General features: G+C 45.2%; 22 protein-coding genes. All 22 read left to right on the top strand.

Annotation, left to right across the window (positions count from 1 at the left end; all coding sequences use genetic code 11):
* The 22 genes from IGI77_RS15835 (at nucleotide 1) to IGI77_RS15730 (ending at nucleotide 24955) form a co-directional block, all read left to right on the top strand.
* A complete protein-coding gene (locus IGI77_RS15835) occupies nucleotides 1–756 on the top strand; it encodes a 16S rRNA (uracil(1498)-N(3))-methyltransferase (RefSeq protein WP_015510470.1) in 756 nt (251 codons plus the stop codon).
* Between the two features lie 4 nt (nucleotides 757–760).
* Nucleotides 761–1426, top strand: coding sequence for a hypothetical protein (locus tag IGI77_RS15830; protein WP_005227769.1), 666 nt, complete (start codon nucleotides 761–763; stop codon nucleotides 1424–1426).
* Between the two features lie 187 nt (nucleotides 1427–1613).
* Nucleotides 1614–3824 (top strand): RelA/SpoT family protein, encoded by a 2211-nt coding sequence (locus IGI77_RS15825; RefSeq protein ID WP_005227770.1) that lies wholly within the window; start codon nucleotides 1614–1616, stop codon nucleotides 3822–3824.
* A 6-nt stretch (nucleotides 3825–3830) separates the two neighbouring features.
* The gene (dtd, locus tag IGI77_RS15820; protein WP_005227772.1) at nucleotides 3831–4277 is read left to right on the top strand and encodes a D-aminoacyl-tRNA deacylase; all 447 of its coding nucleotides are present in this window, start codon (nucleotides 3831–3833) and stop codon (nucleotides 4275–4277) included.
* A 312-nt stretch (nucleotides 4278–4589) separates the two neighbouring features.
* Nucleotides 4590–6131: an FtsX-like permease family protein gene (locus IGI77_RS15815; protein WP_123834773.1), complete on the top strand. Its 1542-nt coding sequence runs from the start codon at nucleotides 4590–4592 to the stop codon at nucleotides 6129–6131.
* A 12-nt stretch (nucleotides 6132–6143) separates the two neighbouring features.
* Nucleotides 6144–6818, top strand: coding sequence for an ABC transporter ATP-binding protein (locus IGI77_RS15810; protein ID WP_005227776.1), 675 nt, complete (start codon nucleotides 6144–6146; stop codon nucleotides 6816–6818).
* Complete coding sequence (locus IGI77_RS15805) at nucleotides 6811–8361, top strand: PASTA domain-containing protein (RefSeq protein ID WP_015510468.1); 1551 nt, start codon at nucleotides 6811–6813, stop codon at nucleotides 8359–8361. The genes IGI77_RS15810 and IGI77_RS15805 overlap by 8 nt, the downstream gene beginning before the upstream one ends.
* 189 nt (nucleotides 8362–8550) lie before the next feature.
* Nucleotides 8551–10290 (top strand): ABC transporter ATP-binding protein, encoded by a 1740-nt coding sequence (locus IGI77_RS15800; protein WP_010749042.1) that lies wholly within the window; start codon nucleotides 8551–8553, stop codon nucleotides 10288–10290.
* Complete coding sequence (locus IGI77_RS15795; protein WP_005227782.1) at nucleotides 10229–12151, top strand: ABC transporter ATP-binding protein; 1923 nt, start codon at nucleotides 10229–10231, stop codon at nucleotides 12149–12151. The genes IGI77_RS15800 and IGI77_RS15795 overlap by 62 nt, the downstream gene beginning before the upstream one ends.
* 201 nt (nucleotides 12152–12352) lie before the next feature.
* Nucleotides 12353–12847, top strand: coding sequence for a methylated-DNA--[protein]-cysteine S-methyltransferase (locus IGI77_RS15790; RefSeq protein ID WP_015510466.1), 495 nt, complete (start codon nucleotides 12353–12355; stop codon nucleotides 12845–12847).
* A 103-nt stretch (nucleotides 12848–12950) separates the two neighbouring features.
* Nucleotides 12951–14456: a phosphomannomutase/phosphoglucomutase gene (locus tag IGI77_RS15785; protein ID WP_438770333.1), complete on the top strand. Its 1506-nt coding sequence runs from the start codon at nucleotides 12951–12953 to the stop codon at nucleotides 14454–14456.
* Nucleotides 14457–14475: 19 nt separating this feature from the next.
* Nucleotides 14476–14679 (top strand): hypothetical protein, encoded by a 204-nt coding sequence (locus IGI77_RS15780; protein WP_005227790.1) that lies wholly within the window; start codon nucleotides 14476–14478, stop codon nucleotides 14677–14679.
* A gap of 158 nt (nucleotides 14680–14837) precedes the next feature.
* Complete coding sequence (gene sapR / locus IGI77_RS15775; RefSeq protein ID WP_005227794.1) at nucleotides 14838–15512, top strand: two-component system response regulator SapR; 675 nt, start codon at nucleotides 14838–14840, stop codon at nucleotides 15510–15512.
* Nucleotides 15509–16546: a two-component system sensor histidine kinase SapS gene (gene sapS / locus IGI77_RS15770; protein WP_016621950.1), complete on the top strand. Its 1038-nt coding sequence runs from the start codon at nucleotides 15509–15511 to the stop codon at nucleotides 16544–16546. Before sapR ends, sapS begins: the two co-directional genes overlap by 4 nt.
* Nucleotides 16547–16661: 115 nt before the next feature.
* A complete protein-coding gene (locus IGI77_RS15765) occupies nucleotides 16662–17528 on the top strand; it encodes a GRP family sugar transporter (protein WP_015510464.1) in 867 nt (288 codons plus the stop codon).
* A gap of 23 nt (nucleotides 17529–17551) precedes the next feature.
* Nucleotides 17552–18937, top strand: coding sequence for an APC family permease (locus IGI77_RS15760; protein WP_438770332.1), 1386 nt, complete (start codon nucleotides 17552–17554; stop codon nucleotides 18935–18937).
* A gap of 275 nt (nucleotides 18938–19212) precedes the next feature.
* Nucleotides 19213–20676 (top strand): ABC transporter permease, encoded by a 1464-nt coding sequence (locus IGI77_RS15755; protein WP_438770542.1) that lies wholly within the window; start codon nucleotides 19213–19215, stop codon nucleotides 20674–20676.
* Nucleotides 20677–20688: 12 nt separating this feature from the next.
* Entirely contained in the window at nucleotides 20689–21363 is a 675-nt protein-coding gene (locus IGI77_RS15750; protein ID WP_005227805.1) for an ABC transporter ATP-binding protein, read from the top strand.
* Entirely contained in the window at nucleotides 21356–22669 is a 1314-nt protein-coding gene (locus tag IGI77_RS15745; protein ID WP_438770331.1) for a PASTA domain-containing protein, read from the top strand. The genes IGI77_RS15750 and IGI77_RS15745 overlap by 8 nt, the downstream gene beginning before the upstream one ends.
* A gap of 41 nt (nucleotides 22670–22710) precedes the next feature.
* Nucleotides 22711–22869: a hypothetical protein gene (locus tag IGI77_RS15740; protein WP_005233508.1), complete on the top strand. Its 159-nt coding sequence runs from the start codon at nucleotides 22711–22713 to the stop codon at nucleotides 22867–22869.
* A gap of 74 nt (nucleotides 22870–22943) precedes the next feature.
* On the top strand, nucleotides 22944–23630 hold the full coding sequence (locus IGI77_RS15735) for a response regulator transcription factor (protein WP_015510460.1): 687 nt from the start codon (nucleotides 22944–22946) through the stop codon (nucleotides 23628–23630).
* On the top strand, nucleotides 23624–24955 hold the full coding sequence (locus IGI77_RS15730) for a sensor histidine kinase (RefSeq protein ID WP_015510459.1): 1332 nt from the start codon (nucleotides 23624–23626) through the stop codon (nucleotides 24953–24955). Before IGI77_RS15735 ends, IGI77_RS15730 begins: the two co-directional genes overlap by 7 nt.
* Nucleotides 24956–24972: the final 17 nt, after the last annotated feature.

Below are 24972 nucleotides of genomic sequence, written 5' to 3'. Positions count from 1 at the left end.
ATGCAGCGATATTTTTTACAGGAGCCTTATGAAGCAAAAGCGGTGTTTGCCGTTTCGGGAGAACCCTTCCACCATATGATCCGAGTGATGCGCATGACTCCCGGGGCAAAAGTCGGTTTAGTCTTTGAGGATCATTTGGCGATCATTGCCAAGATCAAAGAAGCCGATGAAGAAACGGTGTACTTAGAGGAAGTCGAAAAAGAACAGCAGGACAAGGAATTGCCGCTGCAGGTCACGATCGCTAGCGGCTACCCGAAAGGCGACAAGCTGGACTTGATCGTTCAAAAAGGAACGGAACTGGGGGCGGCAGCCTTTATCGGTTTTCCTGCGCAAACTTCGGTCGTGAAATGGGATCAAAAGAAATTACAGAAAAAGCAGCAGCGGCTGCAAAAAATCGCCCAAGAAGCGGCGGAGCAATCCCAACGGCAGATCGCACCAGCCATCACGCTGCTGGATAACGCCAAAGCATTTTGGCAAAGCCTCAGTCAGTATGATGCGGTCCTAGTGGCTTATGAAGAATCAGCCAAACAAGGAGAAGCAGCGATGCTGCTGCAAGTGATCACCGCATTGCCTGTTGGCAGCAAAGTTTTAGCGATCTTTGGTCCAGAAGGCGGTCTGACCCCCTCCGAAATCGAAGAAGCCCAGCAAAACAACGCCAAATTATGCGGGTTAGGCCCTCGAATTTTACGAACAGAAACAGCACCGTTTTATTTTTTAAGTGCTGTCAGTGTGCTAACGGAATTAAAGAGGATGTGAGTTGATGAATAAGAACCAAGAAGCAATCAGTGTCCGTTTGTTGACGGCCGATCTGACCGACTGGGTCTTGAAGGATTTTATCAATCAATATAAGACGACCTTAAAGGAAGTCGTCGTTTTGCCTAGTGCCATTCGGCGAGCGAAAATCTTGGCACAAGGCTCTTCCCTACAAATCGGCGCAGTGATCGATTACCCCCTTGCCCAAGGAACACTGGCAAAGGTGGCGTTTGAAATTGGTCGGGCGTTTATGGAAGGCGCCGATTTTTTGGAAGTCTGGCTGCCAGCTTCTTCCTTCATGGAAAATGATCGTGGCTTTGCGGAGCTGACTGAAACGATCCGCTCCTTGACCTTGACAGGAGGAGAGATCCGCTTAGCTGTGCAAACCGAGATCATGAATGAATTGACGAAGATCCAAGTAGCACAACGCTTGAAAGAAGAAGCTTGGCCAAAGATTGTGTTAGGGCAAAAACAACCACTAGCAGAAGCATTGCATGACGTGAGCTTGTTTTCCTTAGATGGCGGCAGTCAACTGTCGATCCAGATCAATCCTGACACAGTAGATGAACAAGCGCTGCAATCACTACAGGCTGCTGGCGCTGAGAAAATCGGGCTCTCGTATCATGTTTTTGAAGAATTGCTTAAGGACCAGCCGTCGCCCGATGTGCTTTGAACAACAGCGATTGAAAAATAGCTGAAAAATTTGTATAATAATACTACTAAATAAGAACTGCAGGTTAGACAGGAGTCCCATGCTTAGAACGTTTGTCCGCAAGGCTTTGGGTGCGTGACGAAACGTTAACAGCGACTTCTGTCTGCCTTTTTGATAGCACAAAAAAGAAAAGCAGGAGGCGGAATGAATGGCAAAAGAAGTTATATTGACCGGGCCCAATGTCATCAAATTGGTCGCTCATTATATGAGTGAAGAGCATGTTGCCTTTGTCCAAAAAGCATTAGATTACGCGACAGAAGCCCATAAAGAACAATTCCGTAAATCCGGCGAGCCTTACATTATTCATCCAATCCAAGTTGCGGGGATCTTGGCAGAATTGCAGATGGACCCTCATACCGTTGCAACTGGTTTTTTGCATGATGTCGTCGAAGATACCGATGTGACGTTAGCCGATCTGAAAGAAGAATTCGGTGCCGATGTAGCGATGCTAGTGGATGGCGTGACCAAGCTGGGTAAGATCAAGTACAAATCTCATGAAGAACAATTAGCAGAAAATCATCGAAAAATGTTGATCGCCATGGCGCAAGATTTACGGGTCATCATGGTCAAACTGGCTGACCGTTTACATAATATGCGTACGTTGAAACATCTGCGGGAAGACAAACAACGCCGCATCGCCCAAGAAACGATGGAAATCTATGCCCCATTGGCTCATCGTTTAGGGATCAGCCGCATCAAATGGGAATTAGAAGATATTTCTTTGCGTTATTTGAATCCACAGCAATATTACCGAATCGTGCATTTGATGCAGACAAAGCGAGAAGAACGGGAATCCTACGTTTCTGAAACCGTAGAAGAGATTCGAATCGCCACCGAGGAACTAGATATCTATGCTGAGATCTATGGCCGACCAAAGCATATTTACTCAATCTATCGCAAGATGAAAGACCAAAAGAAACAGTTCAATGAAATCTATGATTTGTTGGCGATCCGAGTGATCGTTGACTCCATCAAAGATTGTTATGCGGTTTTGGGAACGATCCATACAAAATGGAAACCAATGCCTGGGCGGTTCAAGGATTATATCGCGATGCCAAAAGCCAACATGTACCAATCGCTGCATACGACGGTCATTGGTCCCAAAGGCAATCCTGTCGAGATCCAAATTCGGACCCATGAAATGCATGAGATCGCTGAATTTGGGGTTGCTGCGCACTGGGCCTATAAAGAAGGCAAGACCGAAAAAGTCAGAGCCGACAAGATGACCCAACAAGTTGGCTGGTTCCGAGAAATCTTGGAACTACAAGATGAAAGCTATGATGCTTCTGAATTTATGGAAGGTGTCAAAGGCGATATTTTCAGCGACAAAGTCTATGTATTTACGCCAAAAGGTGATGTGACGGAGTTGCCTCAAGGCTCCAGTCCCCTGGATTTTGCCTATAGCATCCATACCGACATCGGTAACAAAACCACCGGCGCCAAGGTCAACGGCAAGATGGTCCAATTGGACTACAAGCTAAAAAATGGGGACATTATCGAGATCTTGACCTCACCAAATTCCTTTGGTCCAAGCCGCGACTGGGTCAAACTAGTGGCTACCAGCAAAGCGAAGAACAAAATCAAACGATTTTTTAAAGCCCAAGATCGTGATGAAAACATCATCAAAGGGCATGAGGCAGTGGTTCGTACCTTACAAGATATGGGCTTTGTGCCGAAAGAATTTTTGACGAAAAGCAAAATGGCGGAAGCTTGCGAACGGTTCAACTACCAAACAGAAGATGATCTATTTGCCTCTGTCGGCTATGGGGAAGTTAGTCCCACGACTTTAGCCAACCGTTTGACCGAAGAAGAACGGCGCGAGAAACAAATCGAGAAGCAAAAGCAGCAAGTCCAAGAGATGATCAATCAACCGACGAAAAAAGAACCAGAAAAAATGAAGGTTCGTCACGAAGGCGGCATTGTCATTGAAGGGGTCGATAACTTGTTGATCCGTATCTCCCGCTGCTGCAATCCGGTCCCTGGAGATTCGATCGTCGGCTACATTACCAAAGGCCGAGGAATCTCGATCCACCGCAGCGATTGTCCCAATGTTCAAAACAAAGACGCCGCGAACCGTTTGATCGATGTTGAGTGGGAAGATGCCACCGACATTAACAAAGAATACGATGCCGATCTTGAGATCTACGGCTATGATCGTTCTGGGTTGCTCAATGATGTCTTACAGACAGTCAACACTGTCACGAAGCGCTTAGTGAGTGTCGAAGCCAAAACCAACAAAGACAAAATGGCAACGATCCGCATCACGGTGGCGATTCAGAATTTGACTCATTTGAAATCGATCGTTGATAAGATCAAGCAGATTCCAGATGTTTACAGCGTCAGACGTACGAAGGGATGAGAAAGAATGCGGGCAGTGATCCAGCGAGTCAGTCAAGCAAGTGTGTCGATTGAGGAGAATATCGTCGGTGCGATCCAACAAGGGTTTATGGTTTTATTGGGGATCACCCATGAGGATACAGGCGACGATGTGGCTTATCTCGTAAGAAAAATCAAAAATCTGCGGGTTTTTGAAGACGAAGAAGGTAAAATGAATCGGTCACTGGAAAGTATAAATGGCGCCGTCTTGAGTATTTCACAGTTCACCCTCTATGGGGAGACCAAGAAAGGCAATCGTCCCAGCTTCATTCAAGCGGCACCGCCAAGTATTGCGATCCCGCTTTACGAAGCTTTTAATGAAGGCTTAAAAGCAGAAGGGATCACTGTTGCTACTGGAAAATTTGGTGCAGATATGCAAGTCGCCTTGGTCAATGATGGCCCGGTGACGATTGTAATCGATACGAAAGAAAAATAAGTGATACAAAACGAAGGATTTTCTCGCTGGGAAAGAGTGAGAGAATTCCTTCGTTTTTTTATACTCTCGAAAGCGCCAAGCATTTTTGATGGAATCCAAGTAAAATTTAAGTTGAAATCGGGAAATCTTACAAAACTGTTAGCAAAAATCCCATTCTTTTATTTGTTATTTAACATCTTTTTCTTGTTCTTTTATAAGGGTTTTTAAATGGAAATATCGTTTGTACTCGTTTTTTAATATTTAAAATTCGAAAAACGACCCTTTATTGCGATTGTTCTTGAGGGAGAAGTATGGAATAATTGTTAAAAAATAATGTCACTGGAGGAAAAAACAATGAACTTTTGGCAGCGTGCATTAAAAAGTATCACCAGAAGAAAAGGGAAATCATTTATTTTATTTTTAGTTCTATTTATTCTAGGCAATGTGATCGCTGGTGCTGTAGCAATTCAACAATCCACTGCCAACGTGGAGCGAGAGACGAAACGCAAAATGGGGAACGTAGCTACGGTGGAAATGGATTGGGAAGGTTTTGATAAAGACCATGCGGATGTTTCGGAGGAAGAACGGTCTCAAGAGGATTTTTATCCGAAACCACCAGCGCTGGATGTTTATAAGCAAATCGGTCAGTTAAGCTATGTCAAACAATATGACTATCAAATGATGGGCAGTTTAGAAACGAAAGAACTGAAAGCGTATGTACCAGAAGATGGTTCAATACAGATGGGCGGTCAATATTTCACATTGAAAGGCGGCAATTTGACACAGCCAATAGATATGCAAGAAGGGTTGATTCGTCTCGATGAAGGCGAAGGCCTAACGGAAAAAGATTTAAATGAACTGACGAATGCGGTATTGATCAGTAAAGAAGTTGCTGAACTGAATAACTTGAGCGTTGGTGATCAGTTGGTTTGGGATATCCGGACAGATATCATGATGGGCGGTGGAAGCGAGATCGTGGATGACGAAGAAAACGATGGCACAGAAGAAACTAGTGATGACAGCAACAGTGCCAGCTTTGATTATCCTGTGACGATCGCTGGAATTTTTTCGGTAGTTAAAAAAGATCAGAGCAATCAAAATGATTCATCGGATCAAAGTGGTAGTCAAAACTCCGATACGATATGGCAAGTGATGGATCAAATCAATACGTTTTATGCTAGTAATAATCTAGTCCTCGATTACACTAAGATTCAAGCAGAGAAGGTTTGGGGTGAAACAATCGATGAAGATGCAGATAACTTTTATCAACCGATCTTTGTCCTAAATTCAACGGATGACGTCGAAGCCTTTAAACAAGAAGCTGGTGCGTTATTGCCCCAATACTACCGCGTCGTTGCCAATACGGATCAATACGAGCAGATCGCCGGTGGTTTTACTCGTTTAGGAGTGATCGCAAATTACATCGTGATCATTGCATCGATCGCTACCATCTTTATCATTTCCTTAGTGGTCTTGCTTTTCTTACGAGATCGGAAACAAGAATTAGGCATCTATCTTTCCTTGGGGGAAAGTCGGGGGAAAGTCATTGGTCAGATCGTGATTGAAGTCTTGCTGGTTAGTTTAGCCGCATTGCTATTGTCCTTAGTGACCGGGAACTTATTAGGTGGTGCCGTTTCAAATACCTTGATGCAAAACGATTGGATGAGCAATCAAAATGAGATGGGCGGTGTTTATTATGGCAGTATGATGGCAGCTAATATTGATTACATGGATATCAAAAATGCTTATCAAGTATCCTTCTCAGCCGGCTACATCATCACGTATCTGCTGTTAGGTCTAGGAACTGTCTTACTCTCAGCGATTTTACCGCTATTGTATATTTTACGCTTGAATCCAAAGAAAATCATGATGTAGGAGGAACCAACGATGACTTTATTAGAAACGAAAGCAGTCGATTACTATTACCAAGACGGCGATCAGCGCCGCTATATACTGAAAGAGACCTCTGTTTCTTTTGAAAAAGGGACTTTCTATGCCATCTTAGGACAATCTGGTTCGGGAAAAACGACGTTTTTGTCCTTGATCAGTGCGTTGGATAGTCCGAAAAGCGGTCAAGTACTTTATGAAGGCACCGATATCGAAAAAATCGGGCATGAGAATTATCGCCGCGACGACATCAGTATCATTTTCCAAAGCTATAATCTGATTCCCTATTTGAGTGCAGTCGAAAATGTCTTAGTGCCGATGGCGATTACGAAAAATCAGCTGCCAGACAATCAACGAGAAGTGGCGTACAATTTGCTGGATTATATAGGCATCACTAAAGAAAAAGCCGATCGTCTCGTCAATCAATTATCTGGCGGGGAACAACAACGGGTAGCGATCGCCCGGGCGTTAGCCACCAATGTCGATATCATTTTAGCGGACGAACCAACCGGGAATTTGGATGAAGAAATGGAACAAGAAATCATCGATATCTTTAAAGAGCTGGCACACGTCCACAACAAATGTGTGATCGTCGTGACCCACGCCAACGAGATCGCTCAACAAGCGGATGAAGTCCTGTATTTACGTAAAGGTGTGTTGAGCAAACATGAGTGATTTTTTATCAAATTTTAGCCCGGACAACTATGATGGCAAAAAGAAACCCACGCCCGATCGCGAGAAAAAAACCAGCGAACCTGTCGGAGATCAAAACGCAAGTGGCGCGGAGCAAGCGGGCAAACCAGCAGAGCCGACGACGGTTCACCAATCAGAAGAGTCGACCGCTAGTGAGCCACTGAGTCGTTCGGCAGCCCGACAACAAACACAGACGACTGAAGCAAAAGCGGCGAGTTCTTCGACGGAGAAGGTAGCATCAAAGGAACCAGTCAGCCGGTTTGGGAAAGAAGAAACGGAATTTGATCCGACCTACAAAAAGCGTAAGCAGAAAAAAATCTTGCTGATTGCCCTACTGACCGCCTTGGCGGTTGCCGTGATTGGGATCGTCTACTATCAAATGACCCATGTGAAGGTGCCAGATTTCACTGCCCAAGATCTGTCAGAAGCGCGGACGTGGGGCATGGAAGAAGGCGTCGCTATCAAAGTGGAGCAAGAATATGATTTTGACAAAGACGTCAACCAAGTGATCGACCAAAGTGTTGATCCTGACAAAAAGATCAAGAAGGGTGCCACATTGACACTGACGGCGAGTCTCGGGCCTGATCCTGAAGAACGCTTAGAGCTGCCAGATTTTTCAGCGATGCAAGTGACCGAAGCAAAAGAATGGATCGCCAGCAATAAAGCCGAGAACCTCTCTTTGATCGAACAATTTGACGACAACGTAGCAGCAGAAGCCTTTATTAAACAAGAGGCGGCCAACAAAGAGCTTGATTTGGCGGAATACAAACGCAAAGACCGTTTGAGTGTCTATTATTCAAAAGGGAAAGAGGTCTTTGAAAAGAATATTGAAGTACCTGATTTTACGGGCAAAGCCAAGAGTGAAGCTTCTGAATGGGCGAAAAAGAATGACTTAAAATACAAAGAAGAAACCGTCTTTTCTGACAGTGTCGCCCTGGATCTGGTGGTTTCACAAGAACCAGTCAAAGGCAGCAAACTCGCGAAAAAAGATGAATTTGTGGTGAAGGTCTCAAAAGGCCAAGCATTGACCGTTCCAGATTTTTCACAATACACGATCGAAGAAGCCCAAGGACTAGAATCGAAAATCCCGCTGCAAGTCAGCACAGTCTATTCCGATCAAGTGGCGTATGGTAGTTTCTTGAGCCAGTCGGAAGAAGCAGGCAAAGAATACAGCGAAAGCGATACTTTGCCAACCGTCAAAGTCGTCTACTCATTAGGCCGACCATATTTAAAAGACATCCGTTTCCAAGCAACGGAAGGCGACTTGCCAAAACTATTCTTTGATGAATACAAATCAAAAGGCGCCAACGTCTATTACGAAATCTACTATGTCGATTCGGCGGAACCAAAAGGAACCGTTGTTGAAATGAGCCGCTACGGCGAGTTTATTCCCCTAGAAACGTGGATCACCATCGGGATCAGCCGCGGCAATTTGCAAGGCAGTACCCAAACACCGCCGGCAGATGATGGCGGTGACGATGTCGATGAACCGATCAGTACCGCTGGTTCAAACGCTACCGAATAATCCTTACTAAGTGCATTTTCAAACCGCATCAAAAAAGCAAGCACCCTTCTTTTTGGAAGGGTGCTTTTTACTTACTAATTGTAAAAAAAACACAAGCGAGCCGCTTGAAATCGCTGGGTCGATAAAGTAAACTTGATGGTAACGATAAAAAATGGCTCCGCAGTGCCATCTATAGAAGGGACGAAACAAATGATAAAAAAATTACTCGCGAATGTTGGCAGCTATAAGAAGGATAGCTTGCTGACCCCTGTGTATGTAGCAGGAGAGGTTGCCTTAGATGTCATTATGCCCCTGATCATGGCCATGATGATCGACCAAGGGATCGAAAAAGGAGACGCCGGTGTGATTCTAAGAGATGGCGGCTTGCTTTTTTTATGTTCCTTGATCGCATTACTTTTAGGAACGCTTGGCGGACGAACGGCAGCGATCGCTTCGGCTGGTTTTGCCCGCAACCTGCGGCACAATCTGTTTCGCCGAATCCAAGATTTTTCCTTTTCAAACATTGACCGCTTTTCTTCCTCCAGTTTGATCACCCGCTTGACCACTGACGTGACCAACGTCCAAAATGCTTACCAAATGATTATTCGTATTCTGGTCCGTAGTCCGTTAGTTCTGATTTTTTCACTTGCAATGGTTAGCACCATCAGTCCAGAACTTATGACGATCTATCTGGTTGTTTTACCGATCTTAGCGATTGGTCTGGCTTTAGTTATACGTTTTGCCCACCCGCTGTTTCTAAAAGTATTCCGCATTTATGACCGCCTGAATAATGTGGTGCAAGAAAATTTACAAGGGGTTCGCGTCGTGAAATCGTATGTTCGGGAAGAACAGCAAGAAGAACTGTTTGGCGAAGTGTCCACCGATGTTTATCGGAATTTCACGCTTGCGCAACGAATCGTCTCTTTCAACATGCCATTGATGCAATTTTCTGTCTATACGTGTATGCTGCTCCTGTCATGGTTTGGTGCTCAGCTGATCGTGGAACAAAGCAGCCTGACCACTGGGGAGTTAGTCAGCATGTTCAACTACACGATGCAGATTTTGATGAGCTTGATGATGATGTCGATGGCTTTCGTGCAGATTTTGATCGCACGAACGTCTGCCGAACGGGTCGTAGAAGTATTAGATGAAGAAAGTGACTTGAAAAATCCCGCCGATCCAGTCAAAGAGATCAAAGACGGCTCCATCGTTTTTGAGAATGTCGGCTTTAGTTACGCTAATGACAAAAATAAGCTGGCGCTGACGGATGCAAATCTGCGTATCGAATCCGGGGAAGTCATTGGAGTCATTGGCGGGACCGGGAGCGGAAAATCCACCCTCGTCCAGCTAATCCCGCGCTTATATGATGTGATTGAAGGGCGTGTCATCGTCGGCGGTCATGATGTTCGCGACTATGATTTAGAAGCATTGCGGGACCAAGTAAGTATGGTCTTGCAAAACAATGTCCTTTTCAGCGGCACCATCAACGACAATTTACGTTGGGGCAATGAAGAAGCGTCGGATGAAGAGATCCAGCGCGTGGCAACGATCGCACAAGCCGATCCCTTCATTCAAGAATTTCCTGATAAATATGAAACGCAGATCTCACAAGGAGGAAACAATGTTTCTGGTGGACAAAAACAACGGTTGACGATTGCTCGTGCCTTGTTGAAGAAACCGAAAATCTTGATCCTCGATGATTCTACCAGTGCCGTCGATACCAAAACCGACCGCAGTATTCGTGAAGGCTTGAAACGAGAAATCCCTGGAACGACGACGATCATTATTTCCCAACGGATCAATTCGATCGAAGACGCCGATCGGATCATCGTAATGGATGATGGCAAAATCAACGGCATCGGTACCCATGAAGAATTATTGGCAAACAATGCCATCTATCAAGAAGTGTACCATTCGCAGCAGAAAGGATTTGGTGAAGGTGAAGAATAGACAAGCAGCAAATCCCAAGCGCACATTGAAACGCTTATTGCGGACGATGTTTGGCGACTACAAAGGACAACTTCTATTCGTCGTTGTTATGATCTTATTAAGTGCCTTTGCCAACGTTCGCGGTTCGTTGTTTTTACAAGTCGTGATCGACGATCATATCACACCGCTTTTAGGGCAAGCCAATCCTGATTTTGGCGGTTTGTTTCGGGCGATCGTTCAAATGGCGATCATCTACCTGATTGGGATCTTGGCCGCACTGATCTATAACTTTATGATGGTCAAGATCAGTGAGGGGACGCAGAAAAAAATCCGTGACCAAATGTTTACGCATATGCAGTCTCTACCCGTCGGTTACTTTGATGCCCGCTCAGATGGCGACATCATGAGTCACTTTACCAACGATACGGATACGTTGCGCCAAATGATCTCCCAAAGTATTCCAAACTTGATGATGGCGGCGGTAACCTTTTGTTCTGTCTTTATCGCTATGTTCTCCATCAGTGTCCCATTGACTTTGTTCGTGATGCTGTCGATTATTTTGATGCTGAATGTGATCCGCATCATTTCTCGCCGCAGCGGCCGCTTCTTTGGCGCACAGCAACGAGATTTAGGCGCTGTCAACGGGTATATCGAAGAAATGATGCACGGGCAAAAAGTCGTCAAGATCTTCAATCATGAAAAAATCGTCATGGAAGAATTTGATGCCTTAAATGACCAACTACAAGAAAGTGCCACTAAAGCCAATGTCAATGCCAATACCTTGATGCCGATCATGATGAACTTACTGAATGTCCAATATGTCTTGATCGCCATCATTGGGGGCCTGTTTGCCATCAATGGTGTTTCTGGCCTAACGGTCGGGATGATCGCTTCTTTCTTGCAGCTGAGCCGTTCATTAAATGGTCCTATCAGCCAGGTGTCACAACAAATCAATTTTGTGATCATGGCGTTAGCTGGTGCCGAGCGGATCTTCCATCTATTAGATGAAACGCCAGAAATCGATCATGGCTACGTCACACTGGTCAATGCCAAATGGTCGCAAGGTCAGCTAGTTGAAACCAAAGAACGAACAGGCACGTGGGCGTGGAAACATCCCCACGAGGATGGGACCATTACCTATACGGAAGTGACGGGAGACGTGCGATTTGAAGATGTTGATTTCGGCTATGTCGACAATCAACTGGTCTTACATGATATCAATCTGTATGCAGAGCCTGGGCAAAAAGTTGCTTTTGTTGGTGCCACAGGTGCTGGTAAGACAACGATCACCAATTTGATCAATCGGTTCTACAACATCCAAGACGGGAAGATTCGTTATGATGGCATCAATATTGAAAAAATCCATCTTGAATCCCTGCGCCGCTCCTTAGGGATCGTGTTGCAAGACACCCATTTGTTTACTGGAACGATTCGCGAGAATATTCGCTTCGGAAAACTAGATGCTAGTGATGAAGAAGTGCTGGCAGCTGCGAAATTAGCCAATGCCGACATGTTTATCAACCACTTGCCAGAAAAATACGACACCGTGATCACGGGCGATGGCGAAGGGCTTTCCCAAGGGCAACGTCAGCTGTTGGCAATTGCGCGGGCAGCGATCGCTGATCCGCCAGTGATGATCTTAGACGAAGCCACCTCAAGCATCGATACCCGTACAGAGCGGATCGTCCAATCAGGGATGGACCGTTTGATGTCTGGACGGACCGTGTTTGTGATTGCCCATCGATTGTCTACGATCCAAAACTCAGATGCCATCATGGTGATGGACCATGGCCGTATCATTGAGCGGGGGACTCATGAAACGCTATTGGCGGAAAAAGGCACCTATTATCAGCTCTATACTGGAAAAATCGAATTGGATTGATCCTGCCATGGCTACGGATTGAAGCTGCAGCGACTGGCGATCTACCTATTTTTCCCTTGTTTGCAACGACCGATTGGCAGTAAGCCAGTCGGTTTTTTTGCGCAGCTCGAAAAAATGGTATACTGTCACTGAGACAGCCGCACAACGGCGGCAGCACGTCAGCAGTTGTGCTGCGAAAAATGGATTCCATGAGGTGAAAACATGAAACTAGCATTGGCAAAGATCGTTTTAGATGATGAGTGGTATGAAGTGGTCCAATCGGAAAAAGGGTTAGTTTATTTTGGTCGGCAGCAGGATCATCATGAATTACTCAAGTTCTTTCCATTGGCTGAAATCAGTAGTACAGCTGACCTTGATCCAGTAATTGAAGCGCAGCTGCAAGCGTATTTTGCAGGGGAACCAGTGACATTTACTTTTGCGTTTGATTTTGTCGGGACACCGTTTCAACAAACCGTTTGGCAAGCACTGACCCAAATTCCTTATGGGCAAACCACTACGTATAGTGACTTGGCGCTACGCATTCAACGACCGACTGCTGTCCGCGCTGTCGCAAATGCAGTGGGGCGTAACCCGATGATGATCGTGGTTCCTTGTCATCGTGTGTTAGGAAAAAACGGTCGCTTGACGGGGTACCGGGGCGGGTTAGCAACCAAACGCCGACTACTGCAACTGGAAGGGATTCCGTTTAAAGAGTAAGGGAAGCAAACTATTTATAGTAAAAAATACTAAAAAGCAATTTCATTTCCTTTTTTCTCTGGTATAATAAAATTGATTCCGGTTACAAGAAGGGGTGGAGGAAATGAACATCGTTGATTTGCAAAATGGTTCTGATATTCGAGGAATTGCGATCGCAACAGAAAAAGAGCAGGTGACACTGACAGAGCAAGCGGTTCGGCAAGTTGCTTCGGGCTTGCGCAACTGGTTGGCAACAAAGGGCAGCGGTCCTTTTCGCGTGGCAGTCGGTCGTGACAGTCGCTTGAGTGGCGAAGCACTGCAAGAAGTGGTGATGGCACAGCTGCAGCAAGAAGGCGTGGCAGTGATCGATTGCGGCTTGGCAACGACACCTGCCATGTTTATGAGTACACAGTTTGCGGATTTCGACTGTGATGCTGGTGTGATGCTGACAGCGAGTCATTTGCCTTATTACTTTAATGGAATAAAAATTTTCAGCCGCCAAGGCGGTGCCGAAAAAACGGATATCCACTATATTTTGACCCATACTACCGTTCATGAGGCAGCGGAAAAAGGAAGCTATCAGCAAAAAGACTTGCTGACGCCTTATGCCCAAGATCTACTGCAAAAAATTCGCCAAGGGATGGGAACCAATGAGGAAAAACCTTTGGCTGGATTAAAGATCATTGTTGATGCAGGCAATGGCGCCGGCGGCTTTTTTGCTGAAAAAGTGTTGCTGCCGCTAGGGGCAGATACGAATGGCTCGCAATTTTTAGAACCGGATGGGCATTTTCCCAATCATATCCCGAATCCAGACAATAAAGAGGCAATGGCAAGTATTCGCGAAGCCGTCTTGCGGGAACAAGCTGATTTAGGCATTATTTTCGATACCGATGTCGACCGCTCGGCCGTCGTGACCAAAAGCGGTGAGCCCTTGAACCGCAACAATATGATCGCTGTATTAAGCAAGATCATCTTAGCGGAACACCCTGGCACGCGTATCGTCACCAATTCGCCAACCTCTAATCATTTAAAAACCTTTATCGAAGCACTGGGAGGCCAGCAAGTACGCTATATTTCTGGCTACCGCAATGTGATCAACAAAGCGATCGAATTGAATGAAGCAGGACTGGACACACAGTTAGCCATCGAAACCAGCGGGCATGCCGCGTTTAAAGAAAATTTCTTTTTAGATGACGGGGCGTACGTGATCGCCAAGCTCTTGATGATGCTGCCTCAATTGCAACAGCAAGGCACGACACTGGATGAGCTGATCGCGGCGTTGCAACAACCCGCCGAGACCCAAGAATTGCGCTTTGCGATCCAACAAGCCGACTATCAAGACTATGGTCGCCAAGTGATCGCGGATTTAGCCGATCATTTGCTGCCAGGCTGGCAGATCGATCCAGAAAATGAGGAAGGCATTCGCATCAACTTGACAGCGCCTTATGGCCAAGGCTGGTTCTTGCTGCGAATGAGCCTGCACGAACCACTGCTGGTGCTGCAGATCGAAAATGATGAAGCGGGTCATCTACCGGCAGTCGTTCAAGCGATCGGTCGCTTCCTATCGCAGTATGAAGCCATCGATCAAAGCAAACTGACACAGTTTTTAGCACAGCAACCAAAAATTTGAAGAAAAGCAGGGAACTAAAATGGTGATCTTGATGCTGCTGATCATGGCAGTGACGTATGGTGTGAATTTTTTCTTGTTTCGTTACTTGAACAAACGACCAAAAATCGATGTCGTTGAACGGTTATCGATGTTATTAGGTGTCAACATGAGTGTGCTTTTTTTCGATGGAATCTTATTGTTTATCGGTAAATTACTGATCGAGACGGTAGAGATCATTGAATAACCCAATAGACATTTTTGCTTTGCCTCGCCACTGGCTTCTACCGTCAGTGGCGAGGTTTTTTAGGGTTTGCTAAAAACGGCGATTAATGTTCGCATTCGTTTTTGATATTTGATAAAGTAAAGAGGAGAAAATTACACAAAGTGAGGGAATTCACGGATATGGCAAAAATAATGGTAGTAGAAGATGAAGCGGTGATTCGCCAACTGATTATCGAAGAACTAGAAAAATGGCAGTTTGAGACCTTTGGCACGACGGATTTCCATCAAGTGTTGACTGACTTTGAAGAACAAGAGCCCCAACTGATTTTACTGGATATCAACTTGCCGGTTTTTGATGGCTACTATTGGTGTCAAAAAATCCGCGAAGCTTCCAAAGTACCAATCATTTTTATTTCTAGCCGCAATACCAATATGGATATGATCATGGCCATGAATATGGGAGCGGACGATTTTGTGACAAAACCTTTTGAGATCGACGTTCTGATTGCAAAAATCAATGCGCTGCTGCGCCGTTCCTACAACTATGTAGAAAGTAGCAGTGAAACATTAGTGCATAACGGTTTGACCCTCAATATCGACAACAGCAGCATGTATATCAATGGCGAAAGCATCGATCTTAGCAAAAACGAATACCGCCTGCTGTATATTTTGATGAAAAATCACGGCAAGATTTTAAGTCGGGAAAAACTCTTGCGGGCCTTATGGGATGACGAGCGATTTGTAGACGACAATACCTTGACGGTCAATATCAATCGTTTGCGACGAAAAATCGAACAAGCGGGGATGAACGGCTACATTGAGACCAAGGTTGGTCAAGGGTACATCGTACCATGACAAAGTGGCGGGTTTTGCGCAGTTTTTTGAAAGATCGTTGGCTGCTGTTTATCGGTTGGCTAGTCTTTTTCGTGTTGACGGTCTTAGTTTTTTGGCTGACTCCTCATTCCCCGATGGATTGGGGCACAGTCGGCTATCTCTTTTTGATGCAAAGTGTCTTGATGGTGTTCTTTTTAGCAATCAGCTACTTATCTAAGCGGCGTTTTTGGCAAAAAATCACCCCCAAGCCTGGAGACAGCTTGCTGCAAAACTACTTGCAAGGAGCACGCTCGGCGGAAGAAGAACGGATCGAATCCTACATCAATCAGTTGATCCGAGAGCACCAAGAATTGATGCAGCAAGTCGTCAGCAATCAAGAAGAACAAAAGGAATACATCGATTCGTGGGTCCATGAGATCAAAGTCCCTTTAGCTGCATCACGATTGCTTTTGCATTCGATCGAATTTGATATTCCCGATGAAAAATTCATCTTACTAGAAAATGAATTGAACCGCATGAACGAATACGTCGAGCAAGTCTTATACGTCGCCCGCTTAGACAGCTTTTCAAAAGATTATCTGGTCCAAGAAATTTCATTGAAAGCCGTCATCCAGCCAGTTTTACGCAGTCAGGCCAATTATTTTATCCAAAAGAACCTGCACTATGCCGTTGAAGGCGAGGATCAGCAAGTGTTGACCGATGAAAAATGGCTCGGCTTTATCTTTCGACAGCTGGTCAGCAATGCCGTGAAGTACACACCACAAAATGGGCAGCTGACGATTCGGATCGAAAAAGATGCCCAAGGGACCTATCTCCACTTGCAAGATAGTGGGATCGGCATTCCTAAAGAAGACATGCGGCGCATCTTTGATAAAGGCTTTACGGGCGAAAATGGGCGCCAAACGGACACCCACTCGACGGGATTGGGGCTCTTTTTAGCGAAAAGTTTAGCGAAGGAATTAGGCATCGAGCTAACGGCTTCGTCGACAGTTGGAAAAGGAACCACCATGACGCTGTTCTTTCCGTTGTTGAGTTATTATGAGGAAAAACGTTAATCTGCTTTTTTTCGAGTATCTTTTTGTGTTTTTTGACAAAAATCACTTGTCCCTAGAACGTTTTCACTGATACACTAAAGCCTGTGTTTAAAATTGAATGGTAAGGATGAATGAAATGGAGATACTCGTTGCATTAGTACCAATGTTTGCGTGGGGCAGCATTGGTTTAGTAAGTGCCAAACTTGGCGGGGATGCGAACCAGCAAACGCTAGGAATGACGATTGGTGCCTTTTTCTTTTCGCTGGTCGTATTTTTTGTGACGATGCCAGTGATTGATGGAAAGGTGATTTTGATCGGTCTTTTGTCTGGTCTCTTTTGGTCCGTCGGTCAAAATGGTCAATTCCATGGCATGAAATATTTAGGTGTGTCTGTTGGACTGCCGCTTTCAACCGGCATGCAGCTGATTTTAAATACAGTCGCAGGTGCATTGTTTTTTGCAGAATGGACACAGACCCGCGATTATGCACTAGGTGTTAGCGCATTGATCTTGTTGGTGATCGGGGCGTATCTGACCGCTCGTCAAGATGGCGAAAGTCCGGTAGAAGCTGGCAGCAAGATGCTTGATTTTCCTAAAGGATTTCGGGCATTGATCTCATCAACGATCGGTTACGGCGCCTATACGATTTTGATTACTTGGGCAGGATTGGACCCCTTGGCGATCATTTTGCCACAAAGTGTCGGGATGCTGATCGGTGCCAGCCTATTTGCTTTAAGGAAGACGAAGGTCGACCGTTTTGTAGGGAAAAATACTTTGTCAGGGTTGTTATGGGGCATCGGAAATGTCTGCATGCTGATCACGGTTCAGCAAGTCGGACTCGCGGTGGGCTTCTCATTGTCGCAGATGGGGATCATCATTTCAACGCTAGGCGGGATTTTTATTCTCGGCGAAAAGAAAACCAAGAAAGAACTGCGTTATGTGGTGATTGGTTGTCTGCTGGTGATTATCGGTGGTGTTTTGCTGGGGTATATGAAAGCAACATAAACTTATATTTTTGAGGAGGAGTTATGGATTTATTTCGAAAAAAAGTCATACAACGGGAAAGTGTGACGAATTTAAAAAAAGAGTTGAAGTTAAAAGATTTGTTTATGTTGGGGATCGGCGCCATTATCGGCACAGGTATCTTTGTTGTTACAGGGACTGCTTCTGCTGAGTATGCCGGACCGGCATTGATTCTTTCCTTTGTTGTAGCTGGTATCGTTGTTGTGTTATCAGGGCTTTCTTTTGCGGAATTTGCTTCTCGGATCCCTGTTTTAGGGGGCGCCTATTCGTATCTGTATGTCGTTTTCGGTGAATTTACCGCGTGGCTGGCAGGCTGGTTTTTGATTTGCGAGTTCTTATTGGCCGTTTCTTCGGTGGCATCTGGCTGGTCAGGCTATGTGCAAGGCTTCTTGGCCAGTGCGGATATCCATTTACCAACCGCTTTGACGGGCGGATATGATCCAAGCAAGGGGACCTACATTGATCTGATTGCTGGTTTAGTCATTATTTTTGTAACCTTATGGGTCAGCCAAGAAGCGAAAAAAGCGTTGCGTTTGAATAATGCCATGGTATGGGTGAAATTCGGCGTGATCCTCTTGTTTATCGTCTTTGGTGCCTTTTTCGTGGAACCAGACAACTGGCAGCCCTTTATGCCCTTTGGTTTTTCAGGCGTCTTTAATGGTGCAGCGTTAGTCTTCTTTGCTTTTCTTGGCTTTGATGCCGTCGCAATGGCGGCGGAAGAAGTTGAAGATGCAAAGAAAAATGTCCCTCGGGGGATCATTGGGTCCATTGCGATCGCAACAGTCCTTTATATCATTGTCACACTGATCATGACGGGAATCGTGCCGTTTGCTGAATTAGGAGTCAATGATCCGGTGGCTTTTGCGATGCGTTATGTCGGTCATGGAGTGGTCGGATCAATCATTTCCGTAGGGGCGATCTTGACCTTATTAACAGTGACGATCGCTATGATGTACTCCTTGGCGCGTCTGTTATATGCCATCAGTAAAGATGGGTTATTGCCAAAAGCCATGCAAGCCATCGATCCTAAGCATAAAACACCAAAGAAAGCGACCTACATCGCTGGTGTTTTTGCTTTCTTCTTTGCGGCAGCTTTCCCGTTGAATATCTTGGCAGAATTGACCAACATTGCGGCATTGTCGTATATGATCTTAATGTCCTTAGGGATCATCAAGCTGCGGAAGATGATGGGGCCACCTGCTAAAGGTGAATTTAAAGTACCTCTGGTACCGTTATTGCCTTTGTTGTCCGTTGCCAGCTGTCTCTTCTTGATGACCCGTCTAAAAACGGCGACCTGGATCGTTTTTGGGATCTCTTTAGTGATCGGAATCGCGATCTATTTTGTATATGGCTATCGTAACAGCGAATTAAATGAGAAAATCGACGAATAAGATAGCGAAAAGACAAAGACCCAGATGTGGTCTTTGTCTTTTTTTGTGTTAACTATAGCAAAGCCTCCCAAAGAAATCTTTTGGGAGGTATTTTCTTTTGTCATTCACATTCCGATGATTGCTTGAGTCGATCATTGAAACAACAGTCTTTTTTATCAAACGTTCCCTACGATTCTGCTTTTTTTGAAAAAATTTGCAAATGACAGATTCACTAAAGGTTCATCCAGTATGCTTTTGTTAGAGAAAAAAAGAGAGGATGTTGGCAAGTGAATTATATGAAACGAGCATGGCTGAGTGTGACGAGAAAGCGAGGGAAATCTGCGATATTGTTTGCTGTTATTCTGATATTAGGAAATGTGATCGCTGGCGCAATTGCGGTCAATCAATCGACTCAAAATGTCGAAAAGCAGATCAAAAACCAATTAGGCTCACTGGCAACGATTGAGATCGATTATGAAGCGTTGATGGCAAATAGTGATAGCGGCGCAAGAATGGAGGAGATTCAGCCGCTGTCAGAAGAGCTGATCAAGCAGATCGGTGAACGCTCCGAAGTCAAGCAGTACGATTATTTACGAGAAACAGTGATTGCAGTTGAAAACTTCAAACCCTATAGTTTCAGCCCACAAGAGGAAGATGAGAATATCATGATCGTTGGGGGCATGCCTTCTGCGGTCTATTTAACAGGAACCAATCTCCTACAGCCGTTAGATTTTGAAGAGGATACGGTGAATTTAACGCAAGGTCGCTTCTTTAACGAAGAGGAGCAGCGTACGGGAAAACGTGTCGGCTTGATTTCTGAAGAGCTTGCTCAGGAAAACGGCTTGACCGTGGGAGACACTATGGTCTTAGACGGACAGTTTGTCGATTATTCGTCAGGGATGGACCCTGAGAAGCAAAAAGGCAATGATTACCCAATCGAAATCGTCGGGATCTTTAAAAATACCAGCTTAGAACAAGCGAACGATCAAGGACAAGATGGCATGGTCAGCTCATTTGCATTTGATGATCGGCCCTTCAATCGTATCTATATGCCCAATGATGCTGTGAAAACGATTGTTGAAGAGGAACGTGCGGGCCAGCAAGCGGCGTTTCCAGCGACAGATTTCGGTTCTGATGAGGAGTTCTTCACTCCGCAATTCATTTTGAATCAACCAGAAGATGCAGAGCAATTCAAACAAGAGGTGACACCGCTCTTGCCAAATGGCTATAAGGTCAATGCCTCTACGGATGAGTACGATCGTGTGGGAACCAGCATGAATCGCTTATCACAAATTTCTTCATATGTCGTAGTGATTGCGGTGATTGCTTCCTTGATTATTATCTCCTTGATCATTGTGTTGTTTACCCGAGATCGGAAATATGAGTTAGGCATCTACCTTTCGTTAGGGGAACGACGGAAATACGTGTTTGCACAAATCGTGCTCGAACTCCTGTTGATTGGTGTCAGTGCAATGCTGATCTCCTTGGTCACAGGGAATATGCTGGGCAAGATGGTTTCTGAATCTTTGTTATCCAGCAGTATGCTAGAGGCAAATCAAGCAGGGGTGGAGCAATTCTTTGTGGGCGTTGCGGGCGTACCGAAAATCGATCAAGCAACGATCAACGAAGCGTTTCGCGTTCAATACACCTTGCCTTATATCATTGCCTTTTTAGTGACCGGGATCGTGACGATCTTGCTTTCGGCAGTGGTGCCACTATTATATATTCTGCGTTTGAATCCGAAAAAAATCATGCTGTAAGGAGCGAAGAACATGGCAATTTTAGAGACCAAAGAGATGACGTATTACTACCAAGATGGTGAGAATCGTCGGAAGATTTTAGATAAAACCAATATCTCCTTTGAAAAAGGTAAATTTTACACGATTTTAGGGAAATCAGGCTCTGGAAAGACCACCTTTCTTTCCTTGATCAGCGCATTGGATCAACCAACCGATGGGGAAGTATTTTTCGAAGGGAAAAATATCAAAACGATCGGCTATGAAGAGTATCGCCGCAACAAGATCAGTTTGATTTTTCAAAGTTACAACTTGATCCCATATTTGACGGCATTAGAAAATGTCCTTGTTTCGATGGCGATCTCAGACAACAAGCTCCCCGATCAACACGATCAAATTGCGTATCGCTTGTTGGATTATATCGGAATCACCTCCACGAAAGCTGATCGTTTCGTCAATCAGCTCTCCGGTGGGGAACAACAGCGGGTCGCCATCGCTCGTGCCTTAGCGACCAATGTTGATATCATTTTAGCCGATGAGCCAACGGGAAATTTGGATGAAGGCATGGAGCAAGAAATCGTGGATATTTTTAAAGATTTAGCTACTTTACACAACAAGTGCATCATCGTAGTGACGCATTCGACTGAAATTGCCAAGCAGTCGGATCAGACCTTTTATTTGAAAAATGGCGAGTTGACGGCCTATGAGTGATTTTTTATCGAAGTTTGAAGAAGAACCGAAAGAGCCAGACAAGGAATCAGCTACAGCTAAAGCAGCTTCTTCCCGTGCTTCCCGCAAAGAAAAAGGTTCAGCTTCTTTAGAAGAGGGGATCGAACACGATCCCTCCTTCAAAAAGAAACGGCGGAAAAAACGACTGCTGGGGCTTGGTGCATTACTCGGACTACTTCTACTCAGCGGCTTTTTATTTTTCCAATTGGCGTACGTCCGACTGGATAACTTTGTGGACAAAGAGATCTCAGAAGTCAGGGAATGGGCGGCGGAACATGATCTTGCGATTGATGTGACGCCTGCCTATGATGAAGCCCCAGCCAATCAAGTGATCGCCCAAGAAGAAGCCGCCAGAAGTCGAGTCAGAAAAAGAAGCACCCTGCATCTAACGGTGAGCCAAGGCCCAGATCCAGAAGAGAAATTGGCATTGCCAGACTTTATGGAGATGACGAGGGACGAGGCAGCAGAGTGGATCGAAAAAAATCAAGCCAGCAATTTGACGATCGTCGATGAATACCACGATGAGATCGAGGAAAAAGCACCGATTCGAGTAGAATTTACCAATAAAGAAGTCTCGCAAGAAAACTATCATCGTCGAGATGTCGGACGAGTCTTTTATTCCAAAGGCGAAGAAACCTTTGAAAAAGATATTGAAGTACCAGACTTTCGTGATAAAACCCGTGCAGAGGTAGAAACATGGGGGAAAGCCCATGAGCTGGAGCTTGAAATCAAAGAACAGGCTTCGGATACTGTGGAAGAAGGCAAAGTCATTGAACAAAGCGTGGCACCAAAAGAAAAAATCGCGAAACGGGATGCGTTTCAAGTAACGATTTCTCTAGGGAAAGGGGTCACCGTACCAGACTTTTCAACGATTTTACCAGATGATGCCCAGGCCGCTGTTGAGGGTGTCACTGTGCGGATGCGGATGCAGTTTACTCAGAGTCTGCCTTACGGACAATTGATCTCGCAAAGTGAGACCGCCGGGACCGTTTTAACCAGCAAAGATGACCAAGGCATTGAAGTCGTCTATTCAGCAGGTCAACCGTATATCAAAGATTACCGTCGAAGCGAGCTCCTTGAAGGGGATCTGCAAAAACTCTTCTTTGATGAATTCCGTTCAAAAGGGGCGAACATCAGCTATCAAGTCCGTTATGTCAATTCAGCAGAACCCTACGGGACAATCGTGGGGATGAGCAAGTTCAATCAGTTTTTACCGTTAGAAGATACGATCACCTTCGATATCAGCTTAGGCAATCAGACAGCCCCAGCGGCTACTGATCCAGAATAGCCGAGCGGATTTATCGATGACCTGAAAAAAGGAGGAAACCCATGCGTCATCAAGAGAATTTTCAAGACCTTAGGAAAAAGCTGTTTGTCTTTTTGTTAAGCGGTATGGTAGCATTGTTGCTACACATGTGGATTCATCAATCCAGCGAACACGTGCGGATCGTTTCAACAGAACGGTTTATTGGAGAACAATTGGAATGATCCTACAGGAATGATTGTGCTGACCGAAAAGTGATTGAAAAAAGAAATGATGAGTGTAAAAGGGGGACTGACCGATGCGGATCTTATTCGTAGAAGATGAGCCATCGATCGCAGAAGCGGTTGCCAGCTTATTGAAAAAACAGCATTATTCCGTTGATTTGGCGTATGATGGCGAGACTGGGTTGGACTACGCAGCAAGTGGGGTGTATGACCTTCTCGTTTTGGATATCATGCTGCCAAAAATCGATGGGATCACATTACTAAAGACGTTACGCAAGCAAAATATTCGCACGCCGATCATTATGTTGACGGCCAAAAGCGAAGTCGATGACAAAGTACTCGGCTTGGATGCAGGGGCAGATGATTACTTGACGAAACCCTTTCAAATGAAAGAGCTGCTGGCACGGATTCGTTCATTAAGTAGAAGAAAAGACTTGGATTATCAAGAAGACCAGTTAGCATTTGGCAACGTGGTCTTGGCGCGTAATGAGCTGCAGTTGGCTACGACGACCAATCAAGTGGTGCTGTCACCCAAAGAAATGAAACTGATGGAGCTATTTTTATCCAGACCTAAAGTGATTTTATCAAAAGAAACCATCATCAATAAGATTTGGGGCTTTGATCCCGATGTGGAAGAAAACCGCGTTGAGATCTATGTGTCGTTGCTGCGGAAAAAACTGACGCTGCTTGAAGCGGATATCGGCATTCGCACGATCCGCAATGCGGGGTATATTTTGCAGAGCAAGGAGCCGCCATGTTAAAAAAATTACGGAATAAAATGCTGTGGTTTAATATGGCGTTGATCTCAATCATTGTCTTAGGTGCCTTTACCTTTATCTATATTTTGAATGCCACCCAAATTGAAAACGAGATCCAATCATTGATCTCGCAAGAAGCCAACACCTTAGCTGCGGTACCGTTGGATGAGGAGGAGGCCCGGCAATCACTGACAGACCCAGAGTATCCAATGATATTGACCATCACGAATAGTACCAGTGAGTTCAGAGAGATCGCTCTAGTCGACGTGGATCAAATGGATGTCGTGATTCAAAGTATTGATGAGGGTGTCGATGAGAGTGATCTTTATGAAGCCTTGGTCGATGCCGCAACGAAACAAGAGGAGATTCCCAATGAAGTGAAGGTAAATGACCGAGACTGGCGGTATGCGCTCTTTTTGGTGACTTCCATTAGTCATTATTCGATCAATCATGATTCGACGGGGGAATATTCCACCAGCATCAATAATTACGAGCCATTTTATCAAGTGCTGTTCTTTGATGTCACCGACTACAAAACTAGTCTAAGCAACTTAAGAACCACGCTTTTGCTCATCGGGGTCTTAGCCTTAGTCAGTATTTATATTGCTAGCTTTTATGTCGCCAATCGGGCATTGCGACCAGTTGAGCTGGCTTGGCGCAAACAAAAAGAGTTTGTCTCTAACGCTTCCCATGAGTTGAAAACACCACTGGCGATCATTCAAGTCAATGCTGAGGTATTAGCTGGCAGTCCAGAAGAAACCTTGGAAAGCCAAATGAAATGGCTGGAAAACATCCAGTTAGGTTCCGAACGGATGGATGAGCTAGTAAATAGCTTATTGATGCTGACCAAATTCGAAAGTGCCGAGCAAGAAGTCGTGCGTTCGGTGATCGATGCCAGCCAAGTCGTGCAAAGTGTTTATCAAAGCATGGAGGCCATTGCACTGGAAAAAGGGATCCACTATCAGGAACAGATCGCTAAACAGGTGCGCCTTGAAAGCAATGAGCAAGCCTTACGGCAATTGACCATGATTTTGGTAGACAATGCCTTGAAATATACACCTACTGGAGAAACCGTCACAGTGGCACTCGTTGAACGCCAACGAAAAACGGTGCTGCAAGTGTCCAACAGTGGTTGCCCGATCCCTGAAGAAAAAATTCCCTATGTCTTTGATCGCTTCTACCGCGGGGATCCTTCTCGCAACCATCAAGACGGTGGCTATGGGTTAGGTTTAGCCATCGCCAAAGCCATCACAGAAATGCTGCAGGCACAAATCAGTTTGACGGTGGATCAAGACGGCGTCAATCACTTTGAAGTTTTATTTCATTGAGATTGGATCGCTGCTTT

The organism is Enterococcus sp. DIV0213h (genome assembly GCF_051711285.1).
In the GTDB taxonomy this organism is placed as follows: Bacteria; Bacillota; Bacilli; order Lactobacillales; family Enterococcaceae; genus Enterococcus_D; species Enterococcus_D casseliflavus.
This window is presented reverse-complemented; position numbering and strand designations above follow the sequence as displayed.